This is a genomic window from Pseudomonas sp. NPDC089534, assembly GCF_044749305.1.
Classification (GTDB): domain Bacteria; phylum Pseudomonadota; class Gammaproteobacteria; order Pseudomonadales; family Pseudomonadaceae; genus Aquipseudomonas; species Aquipseudomonas ekonensis.
In genome coordinates this window covers 24815-48666 of sequence record NZ_JBIVHR010000046.1, presented here as the reverse complement: position 1 = coordinate 48666, position 23852 = coordinate 24815, and the positions used below count along the sequence as shown (strand labels likewise).

General features: G+C 66.5%; 13 protein-coding genes. 9 read left to right on the top strand and 4 right to left on the bottom strand.

Features of this window, described 5'->3' with window-relative positions; all coding sequences use genetic code 11:
• Positions 1-1247 (top strand): pyruvate kinase (pyk, locus tag ACIP0B_RS15910; RefSeq protein ID WP_400833492.1); only part of this gene is annotated, 1247 nt, incomplete at its 5' end.
• A 181-nt stretch (positions 1248-1428) separates the two neighbouring features.
• Here pyk and ACIP0B_RS15905 read toward each other — a convergent pair.
• From ACIP0B_RS15905 to ACIP0B_RS15895, 3 genes are all read right to left on the bottom strand, one after another.
• Entirely contained in the window at positions 1429-2178 is a 750-nt protein-coding gene (locus tag ACIP0B_RS15905) for an enoyl-CoA hydratase-related protein (RefSeq protein WP_400833489.1), read from the bottom strand.
• A gap of 133 nt (positions 2179-2311) precedes the next feature.
• Complete coding sequence (locus tag ACIP0B_RS15900; protein ID WP_400833488.1) at positions 2312-3247, bottom strand: iron-sulfur-binding ferredoxin reductase; 936 nt, start codon at positions 3245-3247, stop codon at positions 2312-2314.
• Positions 3240-4346, bottom strand: a complete 1107-nt coding sequence (locus ACIP0B_RS15895) for a diguanylate cyclase domain-containing protein (RefSeq protein ID WP_400833486.1) — start codon at positions 4344-4346, stop codon at positions 3240-3242. The genes ACIP0B_RS15900 and ACIP0B_RS15895 overlap by 8 nt, the downstream gene beginning before the upstream one ends.
• Before the next feature lie 367 nt (positions 4347-4713).
• On the opposite strand from ACIP0B_RS15895, the gene ACIP0B_RS15890 reads away from it, so the two are divergent.
• From ACIP0B_RS15890 to ACIP0B_RS15860, 7 genes are all read left to right on the top strand, one after another.
• Complete coding sequence (locus ACIP0B_RS15890; protein ID WP_085580370.1) at positions 4714-6237, top strand: fumarate hydratase; 1524 nt, start codon at positions 4714-4716, stop codon at positions 6235-6237.
• Positions 6238-7308: 1071 nt separating this feature from the next.
• Complete coding sequence (locus ACIP0B_RS15885; protein WP_400833484.1) at positions 7309-11808, top strand: SpvB/TcaC N-terminal domain-containing protein; 4500 nt, start codon at positions 7309-7311, stop codon at positions 11806-11808.
• Positions 11805-14594 (top strand): RHS repeat domain-containing protein, encoded by a 2790-nt coding sequence (locus tag ACIP0B_RS15880; RefSeq protein ID WP_400833482.1) that lies wholly within the window; start codon positions 11805-11807, stop codon positions 14592-14594. The genes ACIP0B_RS15885 and ACIP0B_RS15880 overlap by 4 nt, the downstream gene beginning before the upstream one ends.
• The gene (locus ACIP0B_RS15875; RefSeq protein WP_400833480.1) at positions 14587-17424 is read left to right on the top strand and encodes an RHS repeat-associated core domain-containing protein; all 2838 of its coding nucleotides are present in this window, start codon (positions 14587-14589) and stop codon (positions 17422-17424) included. Before ACIP0B_RS15880 ends, ACIP0B_RS15875 begins: the two co-directional genes overlap by 8 nt.
• 78 nt (positions 17425-17502) lie before the next feature.
• Complete coding sequence (locus ACIP0B_RS15870; RefSeq protein ID WP_400833477.1) at positions 17503-19263, top strand: ATP-binding protein; 1761 nt, start codon at positions 17503-17505, stop codon at positions 19261-19263.
• Complete coding sequence (locus ACIP0B_RS15865; RefSeq protein WP_400833475.1) at positions 19263-20594, top strand: sigma-54-dependent transcriptional regulator; 1332 nt, start codon at positions 19263-19265, stop codon at positions 20592-20594. Before ACIP0B_RS15870 ends, ACIP0B_RS15865 begins: the two co-directional genes overlap by 1 nt.
• 345 nt (positions 20595-20939) lie before the next feature.
• Positions 20940-22259, top strand: a complete 1320-nt coding sequence (locus tag ACIP0B_RS15860) for an MFS transporter (protein ID WP_400833472.1) — start codon at positions 20940-20942, stop codon at positions 22257-22259.
• 243 nt (positions 22260-22502) lie between these two features.
• Here the strand turns inward: ACIP0B_RS15860 and ACIP0B_RS15855 are convergent, their stop codons facing one another.
• On the bottom strand, positions 22503-23261 hold the full coding sequence (locus ACIP0B_RS15855) for a hypothetical protein (RefSeq protein WP_400833470.1): 759 nt from the start codon (positions 23259-23261) through the stop codon (positions 22503-22505).
• A gap of 342 nt (positions 23262-23603) precedes the next feature.
• Here ACIP0B_RS15855 and ACIP0B_RS15850 point away from each other — a divergent pair.
• The coding region (locus ACIP0B_RS15850; protein WP_400833468.1) for a hypothetical protein at positions 23604-23852 on the top strand (249 nt) is incomplete at its 3' end.

Genomic DNA, 23852 nt, shown 5'->3' with positions numbered 1-23852 from the left:
TGCAAGGCCCGAAGATCCGGAACGCCAAATTCGCCAACAAGCGCATCGAGCTGAAGATCGGAGACACCTTCACCTTCTCCACCAGCCATCCGCTGACCGAAGGCAACCAGCAGGTCGTCGGCATCGACTACCCGGACCTGGTCAAGGACTGCGGCGTGGGCGACGAGCTGCTGCTCGACGACGGCCGCGTGGTGATGCGCGTCGAAACCGCCACCGCCACCGAGCTGCACTGCGTGGTGACCATCGGCGGTCCGCTGTCCGACCACAAAGGCATCAACCGTCGCGGAGGCGGCCTGACCGCTCCGGCCCTGACGGATAAGGACAAGGCCGACATCAAGCTCGCCGCCGAAATGGAAGTCGACTACCTCGCGGTGTCCTTCCCGCGTGACGCCGCCGACATGGAATACGCCCGTCAACTGCGCGACGAGGCCGGCGGCACCGCCTGGCTGGTGGCCAAGATCGAACGCGCCGAAGCCGTGGCCGACGACGAAACCCTCGACGGCCTGATCAAGGCGTCCGACGCGGTGATGGTTGCCCGTGGCGACCTGGGCGTGGAGATCGGCGACGCTGAGCTGGTGGGCATCCAGAAGAAAATCATTCTGCACGCACGCCGCCACAACAAGGCCGTGATCGTCGCGACCCAGATGATGGAGTCGATGATCCAGAACCCGATGCCGACCCGCGCCGAAGTGTCCGACGTGGCCAACGCCGTGCTCGACTACACCGACGCCGTGATGCTGTCCGCCGAGTCCGCTGCCGGCCAGTACCCGCTGGAAGCCGTGCAGGCGATGGCGCGCATCTGCGTCGGTGCCGAAAAGCACCCGACCGGCAAGACCTCCAGCCACCGCATCGGCAAGGAGTTCGAGCGCTGCGACGAAAGCATCGCGCTGGCGACCATGTACACCGCCAACCACTTCCCGGGCGTGAAGGCAATCATCGCGCTGACCGAAAGCGGCTACACCCCGCTGATCATGTCGCGCATCCGTTCCTCGGTGCCGATCTACGCGTTCACCCCGCACCGCGAAGCCCAGGCCCGCGCGGCGATGTTCCGTGGCGTGTACACCATCCCGTTCGACCCGGCTTCCCTGCCGCCGAGCGAAGTCAGCCAGAAAGCCATCGACGAGCTGACCAAGCGCGGCGTGGTGGAGAAAGGCGACTGGGTCATCCTGACCAAGGGCGACAGCTACCACACCACCGGCGGCACCAACGGCATGAAGATCCTGCATGTCGGCGATCCGCAGGTCTGAGTGACCGCTCGCTGAAAAGCAAAAGCCCTGGCCTCTGAGTGCCGGGGCTTTTTGTTTTCCGTTCCGGAAGGTGTGTTGGCTGTACCGACCCTATTACCAGCAGGCTGGCTCCCACAGGGGAATGCGTTCCACTGTGGGAGCCAGCCTGCTGGCGATGAGGACGGATGCCCTGATCAACATTTCAATGCCGTTTGATGAACCCGGTCAACGCCGCCAAGGCTTCCGGCGAGCGCAGCCGCTGGGTGAACAGCGCGCCCTCTTCCTCGATCACCTGGCGGATCCGTTCGCGCTCCGGCGCCTTCATCAACTGCTTGCTGATGCGCACCGCTTGCGCCGGCAGTTCGTCAAACCGCAAGGCCATCTCCCGTGCCTTGGCCAACGTCGCTTCGCCGCTGCCCAACGCCTCGCAGGCAATGCCCCACTGCGCCGCCTGCTCACCGGTGAAGCCTTCGCCGAGCAGTAAGAGTTCGGCCGCTTTGGCGTGCCCGAGCAGGCGCGGCAGGATCAGGCTGGAACCGAACTCGGGGCACAGGCCGAGGTTGACGAACGGCATGCGCAGCTTCGCATCGCGGCTGACGTACACCAGATCGCAGTGCAGCAACAGCGTGGTGCCGATGCCCACCGCCGGCCCGGCCACGGCAGCGACCACCGGCTTGCGGCACTCCAGCAGGCTGAGCATGAAGTGGAACACCGGGCTGTCGAGGTCGTTCGGCGGCTGCTGGATGAAGTCGGCGATGTCGTTGCCGGCCGTGAAGCAGTCGGCGCTGCCGGCGATCAGCACGGCATTGATGTCGGGGTCGGCGTCCGCCTGCTTCAGCGCCTCGGCCAGTCGGCTGTACATGGCCCGGGTCAGGGCGTTCTTCTTGTCGGGGCGGTTGAGGCGCAGCGTCAGCAGGCCGCGCTCGCGTTCCAGCAGTATGGCTTCGGTCATGGCGACTCCCGGTCGGTGAGGATCCTTGTGGCGAGCGAGCTTGCTCGCGCTCGAGTGCGCAGCGCTCGCCTGTTTCTTGGGGCTGCTGCGCAGCCCAGCGGGAGCAAGCTCCCTCGCCACAGGGTTTCAGCGATCAACAGTGACGGAGGAAGACGTCGGCCAGCAGTTGGTTACGCGGCAGCCCGGCCAGGAACAGACGCTTGGAAAACGCATCGACGCTGGCGCTCGAGCCGCAGACTAAGGCCAGGGTTTGCCGGGAGACAAGCCGCAGTTGCGCCAAAGCGGCGGGCGACTCGGTCGCCGTCCACAGCTCGACCGTCAGGTTGTCCCGCTGCGCGGCCAGCGCCTGCAACGGTTTGGCCAGATAGTGCTGGCCGGCGTCATGGGCCAGGTGAATGACACGGATGGCGCCCTGGTGATCCTGGCGCAACGCCTCGCGCAGCACGCCGAACAACGGCGCCAGGCCGGTGCCGGCGGCCAGCAGCCACAAGGGTCGCGCCTGCCAGTCCGGGTCGTAGTGCAGCGCGCCGCCGCGCAGTTCGCCCAGGCGCACCGGGTCGCCGATCCGCAGGCGGCGCGCCGCGTCGCTGAACGCCCCCGGCTGCCGGCAATCGAGGTGGAACTCCAGGAACCGGTCTTCCTCGGGCAGGCTCGCCAGCGAATACGGTCGCGCGACAGAACCGGCCCACAGCACCAGATGCTGCCCGGCGCTGTAGCGCAGCGGCTGCTGCGGAGTCAGGCGCAGGCGCAGGACGCTGTCGCTGAGCCAGTCCAGCGCTTCGACGACCGCCGGGCGACCGTCCACCAGCGGATCGAACGCATGCACCTGCAAGTCCTCCACCACCTGGCACTGGCAGGCCAGGCGCCAGCCCTCGCGGCGCTGTTCGGCGCTCAACGCGTCCGGGCGGCTGTCGGCGGGCAGGCCCTGCACGCATTGCACCAGGCAGGCATGGCAACTGCCGGCGCGGCAGCTGTAGGGCACCGCCACGCCGTTGCCGTTCAGGGCGTCGAGCAGGTTGCTGCCCGGCGCCACCGACCACTGCCGCTCTCCTACCCGCAATTCAGGCATCGACGTTCTCCCAGGCCGCCGCGCAGCGGTTGCGCCCGTCGCGCTTGGCCCGGTACAGCGCCTGGTCGGCGCGCTGCAGGGCGTCGTCCAGATCGTCGCCCAGCTCAAGCAAGGTCATGCCCGCCGACAGGCTGAGGCTCTTCACGCTCAGCCCCACCAGTTCGACGTCCATGAAGGCGATGCGCAGCCGCTCGCAGCAGGCGGTCAGGCGTTCGGCGTTGCAGTCGGGCAACAGCACCACGAACTCTTCGCCGCCGTAACGGGCCAGCACGTCGCCGTCGCGCAGGCAGGCCCCGGCCACGCCGGCGAACGCCTGCAGCACCTGATCGCCGGCGGCGTGGCCGTGCAGGTCGTTGATGCGCTTGAAGTGGTCGAGGTCGATCAGCGCCAGGCCATGCACCACCCCGGCCTCCATCGCGTTCAGCTCGCGGGAGGCCAGGCGCAGGAAGTGCCGGCGGTTGAACAGGCCCGTCAGTTCGTCGGTGGCCACCAGATCCTCGAGCTGGCGCATCATCCCGCGCAGGGTGTCCTGGTGCGCCTGCAAGGCGAACCGCCGCTGGCGCATGCGCTGGCGGGAGGTCTGGACGAACCGGGCGTAGATCACCAGCCACACCAGCACGATCAGCAGGATGCACGCCTGCAAGGCCGCCAGCGCCGGGTCCTCCAGGCGGAAGTGATAGCCGTCCCACAGGGTGATGGCGCAGAAGCTGAAGAAGACGAACGCGGCGCAGCGGATGAAGGCCCGGCGCGACAGGTGGAACAGGCCGAACAGCAGGATCAGCACGTAGAACACCAGGAACGCGCCCCGGGCCTGGTTCAGGTGGGCGATCAGCCAGGTCTGCCAGCCGAGGCCGATCATCACCTGCGTCTCGGTCAGGCTGGGATCGGCGAAGCGCAGGTTGCAGCCGGAGAAGAACACGGCGAACAGGCTCGCCTGGCAGATCACCACCAGGGCGCTGCCGACGGCCACGCCGGTCAGGGCGTCATCGTAATGACCGGTGAAATACGCCAGCCACAGCAGCAGCAATGCCAATCCATAGGTGGCTGCGGCGAGGGCGAAGCGTTTGAGCAAAAGACGTTGAATGGCGTTATGGGTCAATCGTTGACTCACCGTGCGATGGAAGGCTGACCGAGTGTCCTACTCTACAGACCGGCTGCCACTTTAGTGGCGCAGCCGATAAATGACCATTGATTTTCGGGCCGGATAATTGGCGTCAAAAGCGTGTCCCGAAATGCCCCCGCCCACAGCCCCGCGCGAGGGAGCCTGCCCCTTCGCCGCATTCGGCATGCGACCAACGAATGACTGCCGGCGCGTGTCAGCACCGGGGAGGCGCGGTATACTGCCGCGCCTTTTTAGCGTCGCGCCAGCAGCCCCGGCGTGCCTTGAAAGGTGTCTGCGACCGACCGATGCACCCAAGCCGCAGGCACCTAATAGACTGTTCCCGACTTTTAGAGGAGCGCGACTCATGACCGTGATCAAGCAAGACGACCTGATTCAGAGCGTTGCCGACGCCCTGCAATTCATCTCCTACTACCACCCCGTGGATTTCATCCAGGCGATGCACGAAGCCTACCTGCGCGAAGAGTCGCCGGCGGCCCGTGACTCCATGGCGCAGATCCTGATCAACTCGCGCATGTGCGCCACCGGCCATCGGCCGATCTGCCAGGACACCGGCATCGTGACCGTGTTCGTGCGCGTGGGCATGGACGTGCGTTGGGACGGCGCGACCATGAGCCTGGACGACATGATCAACGAAGGCGTGCGCCGCGCCTACAACCTGCCGGAAAACGTCCTGCGCGCCTCGATCCTGGCCGACCCGGCCGGCAGCCGCAAGAACACCAAGGACAACACCCCGGCGGTCATCCACTACTCCATCGTTCCCGGCAACACCGTGGAAGTGGACGTGGCGGCCAAGGGCGGCGGTTCCGAGAACAAGTCGAAGATGGCCATGCTCAACCCGTCCGACTCGATCGTCGACTGGGTGCTCAAGACCGTTCCGACCATGGGCGCCGGCTGGTGCCCGCCGGGCATGCTGGGCATCGGCATCGGCGGCACCGCCGAGAAGGCTGCGGTCATGGCCAAGGAAGTGTTGATGGAGTCCATCGACATCCACGAGCTGAAGGCCCGCGGCCCGCAGAACCGCATCGAAGAGATGCGCCTTGAGCTGTTCGAGAAGGTCAACCAGCTGGGCATCGGCGCCCAGGGCCTGGGCGGCCTGACCACCGTGCTCGACGTGAAGATCATGGACTACCCGACCCACGCCGCCTCCTTGCCGGTGTGCATGATCCCGAACTGCGCCGCCACCCGCCACGCGCACTTCGTGCTCGACGGCTCGGGCCCTGCCGCCCTGGAGGCGCCGCCGTTGGACGCCTACCCGGAAATCGTCTGGGAAGCAGGTCCTTCGGCCCGCCGCGTCAACCTCGACACCCTGACCCCGGAAGAGGTGCAGAGCTGGAAGCCGGGCGAGACCGTCCTGCTCAACGGCAAGATGCTCACCGGCCGCGACGCGGCGCACAAGCGCATGGTCGAGATGCTGAACAAGGGCGAGACCCTGCCGGTGGACCTGAAGGGCCGCTTCATCTACTACGTAGGCCCGGTCGATCCGGTCGGCGACGAAGTGGTGGGCCCGGCAGGTCCGACCACCGCCACGCGGATGGACAAGTTCACCCGTCAGATCCTTGAGCAGACCGGTCTTTTGGGCATGATCGGCAAGTCCGAACGCGGCCCGACCGCCATCGACGCGATCAAGGACAGCAAGGCCGTGTACCTGATGGCCGTCGGCGGCGCCGCCTACCTGGTGGCCCAGGCGATCAAGAAGTCCAAGGTGCTGGCGTTCGCCGAGCTGGGCATGGAAGCGATCTACGAGTTCGAGGTCAAGGACATGCCGGTCACCGTCGCGGTGGACAGCAAGGGTGAGTCGGTGCACATCACCGGTCCCGCGATCTGGCAGCAGAAGATCAGCGAAAGCCTGGCGGTGGAAGTGCAGTAAGCGCATCGCCGCTGCATAAAAAGGCCGGCCCGTCGCATGACGGGCCGGCCTTTTTTGTGCCGCTAAAAATGTGGGAGCCAGCCTGCTGGCGATGGCGGCGGGTCAGGCACCAAAGATGCCGGCAATGCCGGCCTCATCGCTTGCAGGCAAGCTCCCACAGGGTTTTGCGGTGTACAGCAATCCTGCGGACAGCCGGGATCACCTGTGGGAGCCAGCCTGCCGGCGATGGCGGCGGGTCAGGCACCAAAGATGCCAGCAGTGCCGGCCTCATCGCTGGCAAGCCAGCTCCCACAGGTTTTGTGGTGTACCTAGATTCTGCAAACACCTGGGATACCTGTGGGAGCGGGCTTGCCCGCGATGGCGGCGGGTCAGGCACCAAAGATGCCGGCAGTGCCGGCCTCATCGCTGGCAAGCCAGCTCCCACAGGTTTTGTGGTGTACCTAGATTCTGCAAACACCTGGGATACCTGTGGGAGCGGGCTTGCCCGCGATGGCGGCGGGTCAGGCACCAAAGATGCCGGCAGTGCCGGCCTCATCGCTGGCAAGCCAGCTCCCACAGGTTTTGTGGTGTACCTAGATTCTGCAAACACCTGGGATACCTGTGGGAGCGGGCTTGCCCGCGATGGCGGCGGGTCAGGCACCAAAGATGCCGGCAATGCCGGCCTCATCGCTGGCAAGCCAGCTCCCACAGGTTTTGCGGTGTACCTAGATTCTGCAAACACCTGAGATACCTGTGGGAGCGGGCTTGCCCGCGATGGCGCCGGGTCAGGCACCAAAGATGCCAGCAGTGCCGGCCTCATCGCTGGCAAGCCAGCTCCCACAGGTTTTGCGGTGTACAGCAATCCTGCGGACAGCCGGGATCACCTGTGGGAGCCAGCCTGCTGGCGATGGCGGCGAGTCAGGCACCAAAGATGCCGGCAATGCCGGCCTCATCGCTTGCAGGCAAGTTCCCACAGGGTCTTGCGGTGTGCCGGGATTCGCGGCCGCCGCCCCCACCTGTCAGACCTGACAGGTCACGGCCACCCGCTTTCCTGATAGCGTCTGTTCATTCCCCGCCAGGAAACGCTGGATCATGGCCGATCAAGACCTGAGCATCGTCACCCCTTCCATCGCCCAGAGCGCATCGATCGCCACGATCGGCAAAAGTTGGGGGAGCGTTGGCCCCACCGGAGCGGCCTCGTTCGAGCTGGCGTTGCCGCTGTCCGCCGGACGCGGCTTCGACCCTCAGCTGTCGTTGACCTACAGCAGCCAGGCCGGCAACGGCCCGTTCGGCATCGGCTGGAGCCTGGGCGGCCTGCAGATCGCCCGGCGCACCCACAAGGGCACGCCGCGCTACACCGACCACGACGAGATCGTCGGCCACGACGGCGAAGTGTGGATGCCGGAGCTCGATGCCGAGGGCCGGATCCGCTCGCGCAGCGAGAACCGCTACAACGGCCTGGACATCGGCCCGCACCGCGTCGTGCGTTACTGGCCTCGGGTCGAAAGCGATTTCGCCCTGCGCGAGCGCTGGCAGCCGGAGGATGGCCAGCCGCCGTTCTGGCTGATCCACGGCGCGGACGGCTCGCTGAATGTGTACGGCAAGACGCCGGCCTCGCGCCGGTCCGATGCGGACAACCCGTCACGGGTGGGCGCCTGGCTGCTCTGCGAAAGCATGAACCCCTTGGGCGAACACATCTGCCTGACCTGGAAGGCCGACGATCAGTCGCCCGACCCCCTGCACGACTATCGCGCCCAGCGCTACCTGGACCGGGTGCTCTACGGCAACGCCAGCGCCAGCAAAGGCCTGTATGCCTGGCTCACGGACGATCCTGCCACGCTCCCGTGGCACTTTCATCTGCTCTTCGACTACGGCGAGCGCACCCTGGACCTGACGCACAGGCCGCCCTACGACGGCCCGACGCTGAAGCCCTGGCCGGTGCGCCAGGATCCGTTCTCGACTTTCGGCCAAGGGTTTGAGCTGGGCACCCGCAGGCTCTGCCGGCAGGTGCTGATGTTCCACCACTTCCCCCGGGAAACCGGTGACGCACCTGTGCTGGTCCGGCGCCTGCTGCTGGAGTACGCCCCGGAGACGGCGGCCTGGACCTACAGCCAGATCACCGCCGCGCACTACCAGGCCTGGGACGCGAGCGGCGCGGTCGAGCACACGCCGCCCGTGGAGTTCGCTCACTCGCCGTTCACCCTCGACAAGACGCCCCGGCCGCTGCTGATGCAGGAGACCCAGCCCGCCATCGAGGACGGCCAGTCCTTTCAGTGCGTGGATCTGTACGGAGAAGGCGTGCCGGGATTCCTTTGTCGCCACGATCAGGCCTGGCACTACCGCGAACCGCTGCGCGACGGCACAGATCCGCAGGCCATCGGCTACGGCCCCTGGACGTTGCTGGACACCACGCCCGCCGCCAACGAAAAGGGCACCGCGCGGCAGGTGCTCACCGACCTGACCGGTGACGGGCGGCTGGACTGGATCACCGCCCTGCCCGGCATGAGCGGCTTGCGTACGCTGAACGCCGACCGCACGTTCGCGCCCTTCCTCCCGTTCAACGCCTTCCCGACGGAGTTTTTCCACACACTGGCGCAACTGGGCGACCTGTCCGGGGACGGCCTGGCCTCCATGGCCATGATCGGCCCCCGCTCGGTGCGCCTGTACGCCAACCGGCGGGAGGCCGGCTTCGCCCCCGGCGAGGACGTCGCCCACCTGCCGGACGACGACCGCTTGCCGCTGTTCGGCCCCTCGCCGGGCGAACTGGTGCTGCTGGGCAATCTGCTGGGCAGCGACATGCCCGAGCTGTGCCGCATCCGCCACAACGAGATCAAGTGCTGGCCCAACCTCGGCCACGGCCGGTTCGGCAAGGGCCGGGTGATCAGCGCGCTGCCCTTCACCTACGAAACGTTCGACGTTGCGCGCATCCGCATCGCCGACCTCGACGGCTCCGGCGCACCGGCGCTGATCTATTTGAAGTCCGACGGCTTCGAGCTCTACCTGAACCGCGGCGGCCGCGGGCTGGAACAGACGCCCGTCTCGGTGCCCTGGCCCGAAGGCGTGCGTTACGACGCGCCGTGCCAGGTGACGCTGGCCGACCTGCAGGGCCTGGGCTGCGCCAGCCTGATCCTGACCGTGCCGCACATGCGGCCCCGGCACTGGCGGTACGACTTCGTGTCGGCCAAGCCGTACCTGCTGACCAACAGCAACAACAATATGGGCTGCAGCGCCAGCGTGACCTACCGCAGCAGCGCCCAGGAATGGCTGGACGAAAAGCGCGAACTTCTCCAGGCCAGACCGGACGGTGCGCCGGCGTGCCTCTTGCCCTTCCCCGTCCAGGTGGTCAGCCGCCAACAGCAACTGGACGAAGTCACCGGCAACCGCCTGACCCAGTCCTTCACCTACCGCGAAGGCTTCTACGATGGCCGGGAGCGCGAGTTCCGCGGGTTCGGCCACCTGCGCCAGAGCGACAGCGAATCGGCCGGCGGTGACGACGACCCGGGCTTCACCGCACCGGTGCGCCTGCACACCTGGTTCCATACCGGGCAGTCCGTCGACCGTCCGCGCGAGGGCTATTTCGCCCGCGACCCCAAAGCCGTGCCCCTGGGCAAGACCGTGTTCAGCCGTTTCCACCCCGGCGACGGGGTCGACGAACCCGTCACGCCACCCGACGCCGACACCGAGTACGCCATCGCCCGGGCGCTGGCCGGCTCGCCGGCCCGCAGCGAGACCTACGCCGAGGCGGACGACCCGGCCACGGCCCGGCCCTTCGCCGTGACCGAACACCGTTACCGGGTGCGCGAGGTGCGCGCCAAAGGTCCGCACGACACCTTTGCGGTGCTGCTGCCGCTGGCGCTGGAACGGCTGGAACACGCCTACGAACAGGTGATCGACGACCCGCTCAGCCGCCATGAACTGACCCTGCGCCACAACGCCTACGGCGTGCCGCTCCAGGCGCTGACCGTGCATTACGCCCGGCGCCGCACCGAGTCCGACCCGCCGCCGTTCACCGATCCCGACGAGCAGCAGTGGTGGCGCGATGCCCATGACCCGGCCCAGCAATCGTTCTATGTCAGCGAGACCCGCGCGCGCCCGATCAATCTGGATGGCGACCCGCAGCACTGGCGCCTGGGCCTGCCCTTTCAGGAGCGCGGCGATGCACTGGTGCTGCCCAAGGGCGAACTGCCCGACGGACTGACGCCGCAGCAAGTGTCGCTCGAACAGCTCCTTCTGCATCAGGACTCGCCCGAATGGAACGCCCGGCGCGTGCTGACCCGCCAGATCGTGCAACGCTACCTCAAGACCCTTGACCAGACGCCGTTGCCCGACGGCCAGGCGGAATTCGAGGCCCTGGCCGGCCCCCATGAACGGGCGCAGATGGACAAGACCGCCCTGGACGCCTATGCCGACGTGCCGCCGCCGTTCGACATCCGCGCCGAACTGGCCGCCGTCGGCTACGCCCCGATGCCGTTGCTGTTCGAGGCCGCGCCGCCCGCCGGTGCGCAGGAAAACCTGTGGTCGGCCCGCTACGGCTTCGCGGCCTATGCCGACGACGACGGCTTCCACAGGGTGCTGGCGTACAACGAGACCCCGAGCCACGGCATCACCCGGGCCGCCTACGACCCCTACCACCTGGCGACCGCCGACGTGGTGCTGCCCGACGGCTGCACCACCCGGGCCCATTACGACTATCACGCCCTGCTGCCGGTGCGCATCATCGATGCCAACGACAACGAGCAGGAGGCGGTCTACGAACCGTCCGGGCAACCGTTGGCCAGCAGTTTCCACGGTACGGAAGACGGTCTGCCTGCGGGCTTTCGTCCCTTGAGCGAATACGTGCGGCCGGTGGATCACCGCCCCGATCCCGCCATCGACGACCCGGCGGGCGCCGTGCAGCAGGCCGCCGGCACCTGGCGCAAGGATCTGTTCAGCTGGATGGGCCAATTGCCGCCGGCCGCACGCTCCGACGCCGAACGCTTCGCCCGATGGATCGCCGCCGGCCTGATCCTGCCCAGCGGCCACCTGCGCGCCAGCGCCCGCCGGCGACTGGCGCAGGCCGACTCGCTGACGCCGGCGGAGCGGGCCTTGAGCGATGAAGTCGCCCGCATCGCTCGTGAACCGGTGCACAGCGTCATGCTCCGCGCCGACCGCTACCCCGATGACCCGGTGCCGGCGCAGATCCAGATCATCAAGACCTGCGTCGACGGCTTCGGCCGCCCCTTGCAGACCCAACAGCTTGTGGAGCCAGGATCCGCGTACGCGGTGGACGCCGACGGCTCGCTGATCATCGAGGACGGCCAACCGGTCGAAGTGCCCGCCGACCCGCGCTGGCGCATCAGCGAACGGGTCGAATACAACAACAAGGGACTGGCCGTGCGGCAGTTCCGGCCGTTCTTCGCCGACACCCACCGCTACGTCAACGATGCGTCGCTGCGCGAGCACGGCTATTTCGATCAGCTGTTCTATGACGTGCTCGGGCGCCCGGTCCGGCTGCTCAACGCCAAGGGCCATTTTTCCCGCGAGGCCTACCACCCCTGGTACCACATCAGCGAGGACTTCAACGACACCGACGAACCGGAGCCGCAGCCATGAACGTCCATCGGCGCACGCCCGCCGTCACGGTGACCGACGGCCGTGGCCTGGCGGTCCGCCAAGTGGCCTATCTGCGCACGCAGGCCGAAGACACGGCGCTCGGCCTGGTGACACGCCTCGGGTACGACGATGCAGGACGGGTGATCGCGCAAAGGGATCCGCGCCTGGCGGCCCCCAACCTCGTCAACGTGTACGGACTGGACGGCACCGCCCTGAAGACCGACAGCGTCGATGCCGGATGGCGCCTGAGCCTGCCGGGATCCGCCGGGCAGGTTGTGCGGCGCTGGGATGCGCGTGGCTTTCACTGGCGCAGCACCTATGACCCGCTGTTGCGTCTGGTCCGGGATGAAGAGACCCAAGGTGCCGACATCGAGACCTTCGTCCATGCCGACGCTTCGGCGGATGCGGGCCACAACCTGCGCGGCCGGACCGTCGAACTCCACGACCAGGCCGGCACCGTTCGCTGGCCAAGCTTCGGCCTGTCCGGCCAGCCCCTGCACGAATCGCGCACCTTCGGCGACGGCGAGGCCTTCGTTACCCGCTGGCGCTACGGCCCGCTGGGCACACGGCTGGAACAGACCGACGCCGGCGGGCACCGGCAACAGACGGACGTCGACCTCGCCGGCCAACTGCGGCGGATGCGCCTGCGACTCAACGGCCAGGCCACCTGGCAAACGGTGCTGACCGATGCGCGGTACAACGCCGCCGGGCAGATCGTCGAACAGCAGGCCGGCAACGGCACCCTCAACCGCTGGAGCTATGACCCGGCGGACGGACGCCTGCTGCGGCAACAGGCGCAGGATGCCGGGCAGGCAACGCTTCAGGACTTCGGATACGAATACGATCCGGTGGGCAACCTCACCCGGATCCTCGACCACGCCTTCACGCCCAGCCACTTCGCCAACCGACGGGTCGACGGCCACCGCGACTTCAGCCATGACTCGCTGTACCGCCTGCACACCGCCAGCGGCCACGACGACGCGCCCCCGTCGGACATCCCTGGACGGCCTCATCCGACCGATCCCGCCGACCGGCGCCCTTACGTGCAGACCTACGCCTACGACCAAGGCCACAACCTGATCCAGCTGCGCCACGTGCGCGACGGCGCCAACCACACCCGCCGGATGTTCATCGATCCCGCCAGCAACCGCGGCGTGCGCTGGGCCGAAGGCGAGCCGGAGCCCGCCATCGGCACCCTGTTCGACCGCCACGGCAACCTGCTGGCGCTGCAGCCCGGCCAGCCGCTGCGGTGGAACGCCCGCGACCGCCTGGACACGGTCACCTTGGTGCAGCGTCCGTCCGGCCCCGACGACGAGGAACGCTACCGCTACAGCCAGGGCGTGCGGGTCTTCAAGCGCCACGACTTCCATAACGCCGCCAACAGCCACTTCCATGAGGTGCGCTACCTGCCGGGACTGGAGATCCGCACAAAGGACAACGGCGAAACGCTCCACGTCATCACCCTCGCCGCAGGCCTGGGCAGCGTGCGCTGCCTGCACTGGGAAAGCGGCCAACCACCCGGCATCGACGCCGACCAGTTGCGCTACACCTTGAGCGACCACTTGGGCTCGTGCGTGATGGAACTGGACGCCCGTGCGCAACTGATCAGCCACGAAGGCTATTACCCGTTCGGCGCCACCGCCTGGATGACCGCCCGCTCAAGCCTTGAGGTCGGCTACAGGACGATCCGCTATTCGGGCAAGGAAATGGACGTGAGCGGGCTGTACGACTACGGCGCCCGCCAGTACGCGCCTTGGCTGCAGCGTTGGGTCAGCGCCGATCCGGGCGGGGACGTGGACGGGTTGAACCTGTTCGCGTTTGTGGGCAACGGCCCGATGCACCACGTGGATCTTGCGGGCGAGTCGAAGGAAAGAACCGACATCCTGCAGTATTCGGCATTCGCTTCCATGGTGGGCGGGCACGCTTCGCATCTGCTGATTCAGTTGCACGACATCATCAACGAGAAACACATCACGCGAAACCTGATGGCCAATCTGGCGGTGGAGACCGTCAAGGGCATCTTCGGCTACGAAGCGGGCGTGTTGGGGGCCGGTCTCATCGGCGCCGCGACACCCGGCATTCCCGCCGACGTTCCGTACTTCAACGCCGGCGGCCTGATCGGGGGCAACATCGGCGGCGATGTCGCGGGCGCGATGATTGACCCTGTCACCAACAAAATTGCGGACAAGCTCGGCGTCACGCTCGGCCCGCTCATTCCGCAGACTTCGACGATGTCGGTCAAGGCCATCGATGAGCAATTGGGCATCACCGGCGCCAGAGCGCCGATCAACAACTGGCAGGACGCCAAGGACAACCTGATCCACCCAGGGCTGAACGCCGTGCTCAACCCCGAATTCATCATGAACAGGGTCATGGCCACATGGATCTCCATCATCCCCGGCACCATCAATATGTTTGCCCGGGCGATCGAGGCGGAGGACATCAAGAACGTGCTCACGCCGATGAAGATCCAAAAGATCGAGATAATGCTCACCGACTGGAAGGAGTCCATCGAAACGCGGTCGTCCAAGGCCGAAGCGGCTTTTGACGCCTTGGGCGTCGATGCGATATCCACCGGAGTGCTCGGCAGGCCCATCAACCGGGCAGACCTGCTCACCCAGACAAACGCCGTCCTGAACGATATCGCCCATGCGCAAAGAGGCATCGCGGCCTACAAGGACATGAACACCACGGACGCTCGATTCCTGGCCCGGCAACGGCACCCGCCCGCCGACGGCGCATTGGCAAGGACCCAGCTTTACAAATGGTGGACAAACCTTGCCTAGCTCCGTCCACCGGCGAACGCCTTCACTCACGGTGCAGGACAGCCGGGGACTCGCCGTGCGTCAGGTGGCTTACTGGCGCACGGTTGCCGACGGGGTTGCGCAGGCGCTCGTCACCCGCCAGTCCCACGATGCGCTCGGTCGCCTGACCGGGCAATCGGATCCTCGCTGGTTCGACGTCGGCTCCCGCCCCAATCTCGTCACCGCCTACACACTGGGCGGCGAACCGGTTCGGGTCGAAAGCGTCGACGCCGGCCGCCGTCTCAGTCTGCCGGGGCCGACCAATGAAACGCTGCAACGCTGGGATCTTCGCGGCACCCATTGGCGTTACCGCCACGACCGTTTGCTGCGGGTGATTTCCGTCGACGAGAACCGCCAGGAGGGGGTTGAGCAGTTCACCTACGCCGACGGCGGAGCGGATGCCGAAGGCAACCTTCGCGGCCGGCTGACCGGACAGTTCGACCCCGCCGGCACGGTCGCTTTCCACCACTACGGCCTGCACGGCCAGGCACTGAGCGAAACCCGCACCTTCGCCGGCGAACCCGAGACCTACACCACCTCCCGCCGCTTCGGCCCGTTGGGCAACATGTTGGGCCATACCGACGCCGGCGGTCACCGGCAGGAATCCCGCTACGACCTCGCCGGGCAACTCGCGCAGGGCTTGCTGCAGCTGGCCGGGGCCGGCGAGGCAGAACCGGTCCTGCTTCGCACGTCCTACGACGCCGCCGGCCAACCCACCGAACGACTGGCCGGCAACGGCGTGCTGAGCACCTGGTCCTACGACCCGACCAACAATCGCCTGATTCGGCAGCTGGCCCGAAAGGGCCAGGAAAGACCCTTGCAGGATCTGCATTACTTCCACGATCCGATGGGCAATGTCCTGCGCATCGAAGACCACACCTTAGCCACGGTCTACTTCGCCAACCAGCGCGTGGAGCCGCATCGCCATTTTGTCTACGACTCGCTGTATCGGCTGATCGAGACCCGTGGTTTCGAGGGCGAAATACCTCAGCAATCACCGGGCCTGCCGCAGCCGGTCCAGCCCATCGACCCCGGCCGGCGCTTCAGCTACACCGAGCACTACCGCTACGACACCGGCAACAATCTGGTCGAACTGCTGCATGTGCGCGAAGGCCACAACTTCACTTGGCAAACCGTCATCGATGCCCACAGCAATCGCGGTGTGCGCCAGAAAGCGGGCGACCCCGATCCGGTGTTCACCGAACACTTCGACGCCCACGGCAACCAGTTGAAGCTGCAGCCCGGCACCTTGCCGCTGGAATGGAACAGCCGCGATCAACTGGCGCGGGTGACCTTGGTGCGACACAGCAACGGCCTGCCCGACGACGAGGAATCCTATCGCTACAGCCAGGGCGTGCGCGTTCACAAACGCTGGCTCAGCCACACCCCGTCGGTGACTCACCGGCGCGAAGTGCACTACCTGCCCGGCCTGCAGATCCATACCCGCAGCGACGGCCAGCGGCTGCACGTCATCGAGTTGCCGGGCGCCCGCTGCCTGCACTGGCTCAGCGGCAAGCCGGCCGACATCGAAGCCGACCAGCTGCGCTACAGCCTCGACGATCATCTGGGTTCCTGTTCGCTGGAGCTCGACCGCCGGGCCGGCGTCATCTCTCTGGAGCACTACTATGCCTTCGGCGGCACCGCGTGGTGGGGCGCCCGCTCACTGCTGGAGGCCAGCCACAAGACCGTGCGCTATTCGGGGCAGGAGATGGACGCCAGCGGCCTGTACCACTACGGCGCCCGCTACTACGCACCCTGGCTGCAGCGATGGGTCAGCGCCGATCCGGCGGGGGATGTGGATGGGTTGAACCTCTATGCCTTTGTCGGAAACGACCCGGTCAACTTCATCGATGTCGGGGGTGAAATCAAGGAGCCAGCCTTGGCGTGGCTCCACAGGCTGGAAAGGGAAAGCGATGCACGCCGGGAACTGCGTCTGGCTCCGCTCAAGGCGAAGAAAGCCCTGTCCGAAGGCATCGAACGGCACATGCAAATCCTTGCCTTGTCCCTGCGCCGTGGCCTTGATGCCCAACAGCAGATTCTCAGCCACCGCACACCGACCGGCTTTGCAGCCTCTGTCGCCCGGCGCGGCGCAACCCACCTGGCCGGACAAGCCGTTGCCTACGCCGGCGGACTCGCCGTGGGCGTGGGGAGCCAGGCCCTCGGTGCCGTAGCGCCGGGAGCCGGCAATGTGGTGGGCGTCGCGATGGGGTTCGCGGCGAAAAAAGCGATCACCCTGCTCTGGGACTATGCGGCCGAGCGCACCGGCGCCAGTGCCTCGATCAAGTTCAAGGCCAGCCGGCTCTCGCCGGAGAAGATCATCCAGAAGGCGGAATACAAGACCATGGCGCCTTTCGACTACGCCCGGCAAAAATACTCGAAGATGCTTCCCGACACTCAAAAAGGGGCGCTGAAGGCCGCAAAGGAAGGCACGGGCCTGGCCATCGGCCTGGGCGCCAAGCAAGTCGTGCCCGGTGCCGCCAGCGAAGTGAGCGCCGTGGCCGGCACGCTGTTGGGCGCCGTCGAAATCGTCCATGAAGCCATAGGGGCCGTCGGCGCGCTGTCGCCCGAAAAGACCGCTAAAGGCGATGCCCACCTCACTTCGCTGATCGAAGCCATCGACCTCAACATGCTCAGTGTCGAGAACCTCTTCGACAACGCTGACGTCAATGCCATCCATACCTTCAGCTACTTCGGCGACAACGCCGGCGACACCAAGGAAAGCCTGCGGCTTGCGACCCGTCAAGTCGTAGAGGAACTGAAGTACACCCAAACCATGCTGCGCTCGCACTCGCACCGGTTCAGCGCCGTCTGATCGGGTAACGCGTGAAACGGGAACGATGCGCAGCCCCGTGCTATCGTGCCCGCCCGTCCCCCATCCGTTCGCCCCAGCATGCTGCCGACTTCCCGTACCCTGCGTCTGTCGCTGTACACCCTGCTGATCATCGCCGGCGCCGTCCTGGCCGCGACCCTGGCCATCCGCCACGCCGAACGCCAGGCCCTGGAGGAGGACGCGGCCCGCGCCAGCCAGCAACTGGCGCTGTACGCCAATTCCCTGCACACCCTGATCGACCGCTACCGCGCCCTGCCCGCCGTGCTCGCGCTCGACCCGCAGCTGCGCGCAGCCCTGGGCGGCCCGGTGGGCGCCGAGCAGCAGGCGGCGCTCAACCTGAAGCTGGAGAAGATCAACGGCGCGGCGCAGTCCTCGACCCTCGAACTGCTCGACCGCACCGGCCTGGCCGTGGCCGCCAGCAACTGGCGCCTGCCCAGCAGCTACGTCGGCCACAACTACGGGTTCCGCCCCTACTTCAGCCAGACCCGCACCCAGGGCAGCGGGCGCTTCTATGCCGTGGGCGTGACCAGCGGGATCCCCGGCTATTTCCTCTCCAGCGCCGTGCTCGGCGAACAGGACGAATTCCTCGGGGCGATGGTGGTCAAGCTCGAATTCCCCGAGCTTGAACGCGAATGGAGCCAAGGCAGCGACACCCTGCTGGTCAGCGATGCGCGGGGCATCATCTTCATCGCCAACCAGCCGGGCTGGCGCTACCGCGCGCTGCGGCCGCTGGACGCCGGCGACCTGGCCGACATCAAGGCCACGCGCCAATACGACAAACAGGCGCTGGTGCCGCTCACGCACCTGTCGCTGCGCCGGTTCGACGACACCAGCGACCTGCGCCGGGTCGAAGGCCCCCAGGGCACGGCGGACTACCTGTGGGAATCCCTGCCGCTGACCGCCGAAGGCTGGACGCTGCACCTGCTGCGCCGCCCGCAGGTGGCGTTCGAGGACCTGCGCAACGCCGGGCTCGCCGCCGCCGGCGTGTGGCTGGCGCTGGTGTTCCTGCTGCTGTTCCTCAACCAGCGCTGGCGCCTGGGCAAGATGCGCCAGCGCAGCCGCGCCGAGCTCAAGCAACTGGTGGAGGAACGCACCCGCGAGCTGCGCACCGCCCAGGACGGCCTGGTGCAGTCGGCCAAACTGGCGGCTTTGGGGCAGATGTCCGCCGCGCTGGCCCACGAGATCAACCAGCCGCTGACCGCCCAGCGCATGCAACTGGCCACGCTTCGCCTGCTGCTCGATCATGGCCGCGTCGATGAGGCCTACAAGGCGCTCAAACCGGTGGACGACATGCTCACCCGCATGGCCGCCCTCACCGGCCACCTGAAGACCTTCGCCCGCAAGAGCCCCAGCGGCCTGCGCGAACGGCTGGACCTGGCGACCGTGGTCGACCAGGCCCTGCAACTGCTCGACACCCGCCTGCGCGACGAGCAAGTCAGCCTGGTGCTGCACCTGACCCGCCCGGCGTGGGTGCGCGGCGATGCGATCCGCCTGGAGCAGGTGCTGATCAACCTGCTGCGCAACGCCCTCGACGCCATGCACGGCAAACCGTGCAAGCGCCTGCTGATCCGCCTGGAGGCCGATCAGCAGCTGTGGCACCTGAGCGTCAGCGACAGCGGCGGCGGCATCGCCGAAGAACACCTGGGCCAGGTGTTCGACCCGTTCTTCACCACCAAGCCTGTGGGCGACGGCCTGGGCCTGGGGCTGGCGGTGTCGTTCGCCATCGCCCATGAGTCCGGCGGGCGCCTGAGCGCCGAGAACGGCGAAGGCGGCGCGGTGTTCACCCTGACCTTGCCGATCGATCTGGAGGCGCACATCTGATGCTCAACTCGGTGATGGTGGTCGATGACGAAAGCAGCATCCGCAGCGCCGTCGAGCAGTGGCTGAGCCTGTCCGGCTTCGAGGTGCAGCTGTTCAGCCGCGCCGAGGACTGCCTGGCGGCGCTGCCCCGGCACTTTGCCGGAGTGATCCTCAGCGACGTGCGCATGCCTGGCCAAAGCGGCCTGGAACTGCTGGCCGAAGTGCAGCGCCGGGACGCCGACCTGCCGGTGATCCTGCTGACCGGCCACGGCGATGTGCCGATGGCCGTCGAAGCGATGCGCGACGGCGCCTACGATTTCCTGGAAAAGCCGTTCAGCCCCGACACCCTGCTCGGCAGCCTGCGCCGCGCGCTGGACAAGCGCCGGCTGGTGCTGGAGAACCGCGCCCTGCACGAGCAGGCCGACAACCGCGCCAGGCTGGACGCGACATTGCTTGGCGTTTCCCGCGGCATGCAGACCTTGCGCCGGCAGGTGCTGGACCTGGCCGCGCTGCCGGTCAACGTGCTGATCCGCGGCGAAACCGGCAGCGGCAAGGAAATGGTCGCCCGCTGCCTGCACGACTTCGGTCCGCGCGCGGACAAACCGTTCGTGGCGCTCAACTGCGCGGCGATCCCGGAGCAACTGTTCGAGGCCGAACTGTTCGGCCACGAGAGCGGCGCCTTCACCGGGGCGTCCGGCAAGCGCATCGGCAAGCTGGAGTACGCCGACGGCGGCACGCTGTTCCTCGATGAGATCGAAAGCATGCCCCTGGCCCAGCAGGTGAAGCTGCTGCGGGTGATCCAGGAGCAGAAGCTGGAGCGGCTGGGTTCGAACCAGAGCATCCGCGTGGACCTGCGCATCGTCGCCGCCACCAAGCCCGACCTGCTCGACGAGGCCCGGGCCGGGCGCTTTCGCGAGGACCTGGCCTATCGGCTGAACGTGGCCGAACTGCGCCTGCCGCCGCTGCGCGAGCGCCGCGAAGACATTCCGCTGCTGTTCGACGCCTTCGCCCGCCAGGCCGCCGAACGGCTCGGGCGGACATTCCCGCCGCTGGGCGGCGCCCAGTTGAGCCATCTGCTCAGCCACGACTGGCCGGGCAACGTGCGGGAACTGGCCAACGTCGCCGAACGTCAGGTGCTGGGGCTGGACGAACCGGTGCCGGGGATCGACCCGGGGCAATCGCTGGCGGCCCAGCAAGAGGCGTTCGAGGCCCAATGCCTGCGCATCGCCCTGACCCGGCACAAGGGCGACGTGAAGGCGGTGCTCGAAGAACTGCAGCTGCCGCGGCGCACCTTCAACGAAAAGATGCAGCGGCATGGGTTGAGCCGGGAGATGTTTGTGCAGGACAGCTGACGCCCGGCGACTACAGGATTTGCGGCTCAGGCAAAACTGTAGGAGCCAGCCTGCTGGCGATGGCGTCCGTGGAGGCGCCGCAGGGCTCAAGCAAGAGTGTGTCCATCCCGGCGTCATCGCCAGCAGGCTGGCTCCCACAGGTTACGGGGCACGCGCCTCCCATGCGGGAACCACGATAGGCGGAAATCCGCTCATCACCCGCCGTACAACAAGCGGATTTCCGCTCAACAACCGCGCCTACCCCCTCTAAACCGGCCCTGCGCCCCTTGGCACACCTCCTGCTATAGCCCCGGCAGGCTGCGTTTCGACGCGCTCCACAAAAACAATTAACCGAAGGATCCTTCAATGGATAACTCCAACACCCTGCCGCTCGGGGCGGCTGCCGCGCCGGCCAAGGAAAGAACCACCGCCAGCCGGATCAAGTCGATCTTCAGCGGTTCCGTCGGCAACATGGTCGAGTGGTACGACTGGTACGTCTACGCCGCCTTCTCGCTGTACTTCGCCAAGACCTTCTTCCCTGCCGGCTCCACTACCGCGCAACTGATGAACACCGCCGCGATCTTCGCCGTGGGCTTCCTGATGCGTCCCATCGGCGGCTGGCTGATGGGCCTGTACGCCGACCGCAAGGGCCGCAAGGCGGCGCTGATGGCCTCGGTCTACCTGATGTGCTTCGGCTCGCTGATCATCGCCCTGAGCCCGAACTACGAAACCATCGGCATCGGCGCGCCGATCCTGCTGGTGTTCGCCCGCCTGCTGCAGGGCCTGTCGGTCGGCGGCGAGTACGGCACCTCCGCCACCTACCTTTCGGAAATGGCCACCAAGGAGCGTCGCGGCTTCTTCTCCAGCTTCCAGTACGTGACCCTGATCTCCGGCCAGCTCATCGCGCTGGGCGTGCTGATCGTGCTGCAGCAGTTCCTCACCACCGAACAGCTGTACGCGTGGGGCTGGCGCATTCCGTTCGCCATCGGCGCCCTCTGCGCGATCGTGGCGCTGTACCTGCGCCGCGGCATGGAAGAGACCGAGTCGTTCGTGAAAAAGGAAAAGTCCAAGGAAAGCGCCATGCGCACCTTGCTCCGCCATCCGAAGGAACTGCTGACCGTGGTCGGCCTGACCATGGGCGGCACCCTGGCGTTCTACACCTACACCACCTACATGCAGAAATACCTGGTGAACACCGTCGGCATGAGCATCTCCGACTCCACCACCATCTCGGCGGCGACGCTGTTCCTGTTCATGTGCCTGCAACCGGTCATCGGCGGCCTGTCGGACAAGATCGGCCGGCGTCCGATCCTGATCGCCTTCGGCGTGCTGGGCACGATCTTCACCGTGCCGATCCTGATGACCCTGCACACGATCCAGAGCTGGTGGGGCGCGTTCTTCCTGATCATGGCGGCGCTGATCATCGTCAGCGGCTACACCTCGATCAACGCGGTGGTGAAGGCCGAGCTGTTCCCGACCGAAATCCGCGCCCTGGGCGTCGGCCTGCCGTACGCGCTGACCGTGTCGATCTTCGGCGGCACCGCCGAGTACATCGCGCTGTGGTTCAAGAGTATCGGCATGGAGACCGGCTACTACTGGTACGTGACCGCATGCATCGCCGTGTCGCTGCTGGTGTACATCACCATGAAGGACACCCAGAAGCATTCGCGGATCGTGACTGACTGACCGCTGTCCGTGCAGTCACCGCAAGGGTGACTGCAATGGCCCCATCGCCAGCAGGCTGGCTCCCACAGGGGTAAGCGGTGTCCACAAACCCTGTGTTCACCGCCAATCCTTGTGGGAGCCAGCCTGCAATGGCCCCATTGCCAGCAGGGTGGCCCCCACAGGGGTCAGCGGTGTCCACCAACCCCGTGTTCACCGTCAATCCTTGTGGGAGCCAGCCTGACGGCGATGGGGATCACCCCGGCATCAAGCGGACTCGGCCACCCGCTGCCGGCTGCCGTAACGCTTCTGCGCAAACGCCGCCCCGGCGATCATCACCACCAGGATCCCCGCCAGCACCGCCGACGAGCCGATGGTGCCGAAGTCCAGCCCGCCCTTCTCATGGGATTTGGTCATCAGGTCGCCCAGCGTCGCGCCGAACGGCCGGGTCAGCACGAACGCCACCCAGAACAGCGCCACCGAAGAAATCTTCGTGAAGTACCTGAGCAGCACCACCAACGCGATCGCCGAGCCGATCAGCAACGCGCCGCCGGCAAAGCCCAGGCCCGAGTCGTCGGCCAGGTAATCGCCCAATGCGGTGCCCAGGGTGTTGGAGAACAGGATCGCCATCCAGTAGAACATCTCGCCGCGAAAGGTCTGCACCTTGCTGACATTGAGCGAGTCGCCGCTCAGGCGCCAGGCCGCGAAGATCGCCAGCAGGATCGAGATCAGGATCATCGAGCCCGTGGCGTAGCCCAGGCCCAGGGTGCGGTCCATGAAATCGGACATGGTGGTGCCGGCGGTGCTGGTGGACAGGATCACGATCCAGTACAGCAACGGCTTGTAGGTCTTGGCCATCAGTTGCGTGACCAGCGTCAGGACGAACACGCTGATCAGGATCAGCGAGCTGATCGCGTAACCGACGTCGAGGGTCATCGACAGCAGATCCCCCGCCGTTTCCCCCAGGGTCGTGGCGCAGATTTTCATCACCCAGAACGCCAGGGTGATTTGAGGCAGTTTATTCATGAACGCAAGAGCTCCAGTGTGTGACGGCCGCTTGTTCGATTTCTGGCCGCCGGCAGACTGGCGTCCGAGGGGTGAAAAACCGGTCGGCGTTCCATGAAAAATCTGTCACACGGGCAAAAAGCAGCGATTAATCACCGGTTAATGCCGCTGCCCCATCCTGCACTCACCTGATCGATTGACTGCGCGCCGCTCGCCCCGAGGACGGAAGCGAATCGAACGCGACGCCCTTAATATCTAGTTAATCGATTGTTATTAACGTTATTTTGCGCTTTTTAATCAATTTTATTGGCATAGCATTCAACTCAAGCAAGACACAACGCCAACGAATCCGGAGAAACGACCATGAACACCAAACTGATCCTCGCCCTGACCCTGTCCCTCCTGGCCGCCAACACCTTCGCCGCCGACGGTTCGGACAAGACCAAATCCGCCGACTTCATCTCCGGCGCCAGCGCCTCGGTCGAACACACCACCTCCGGCACCTACGCCGCTGACGGCTTCGACAAGACCGGCACCGCCAACGCCATCGCCGCCGACGGCTTCGACAAGACCGGCACCGCCAACGCCATCGCCGCCGACGGCTTCGACAAG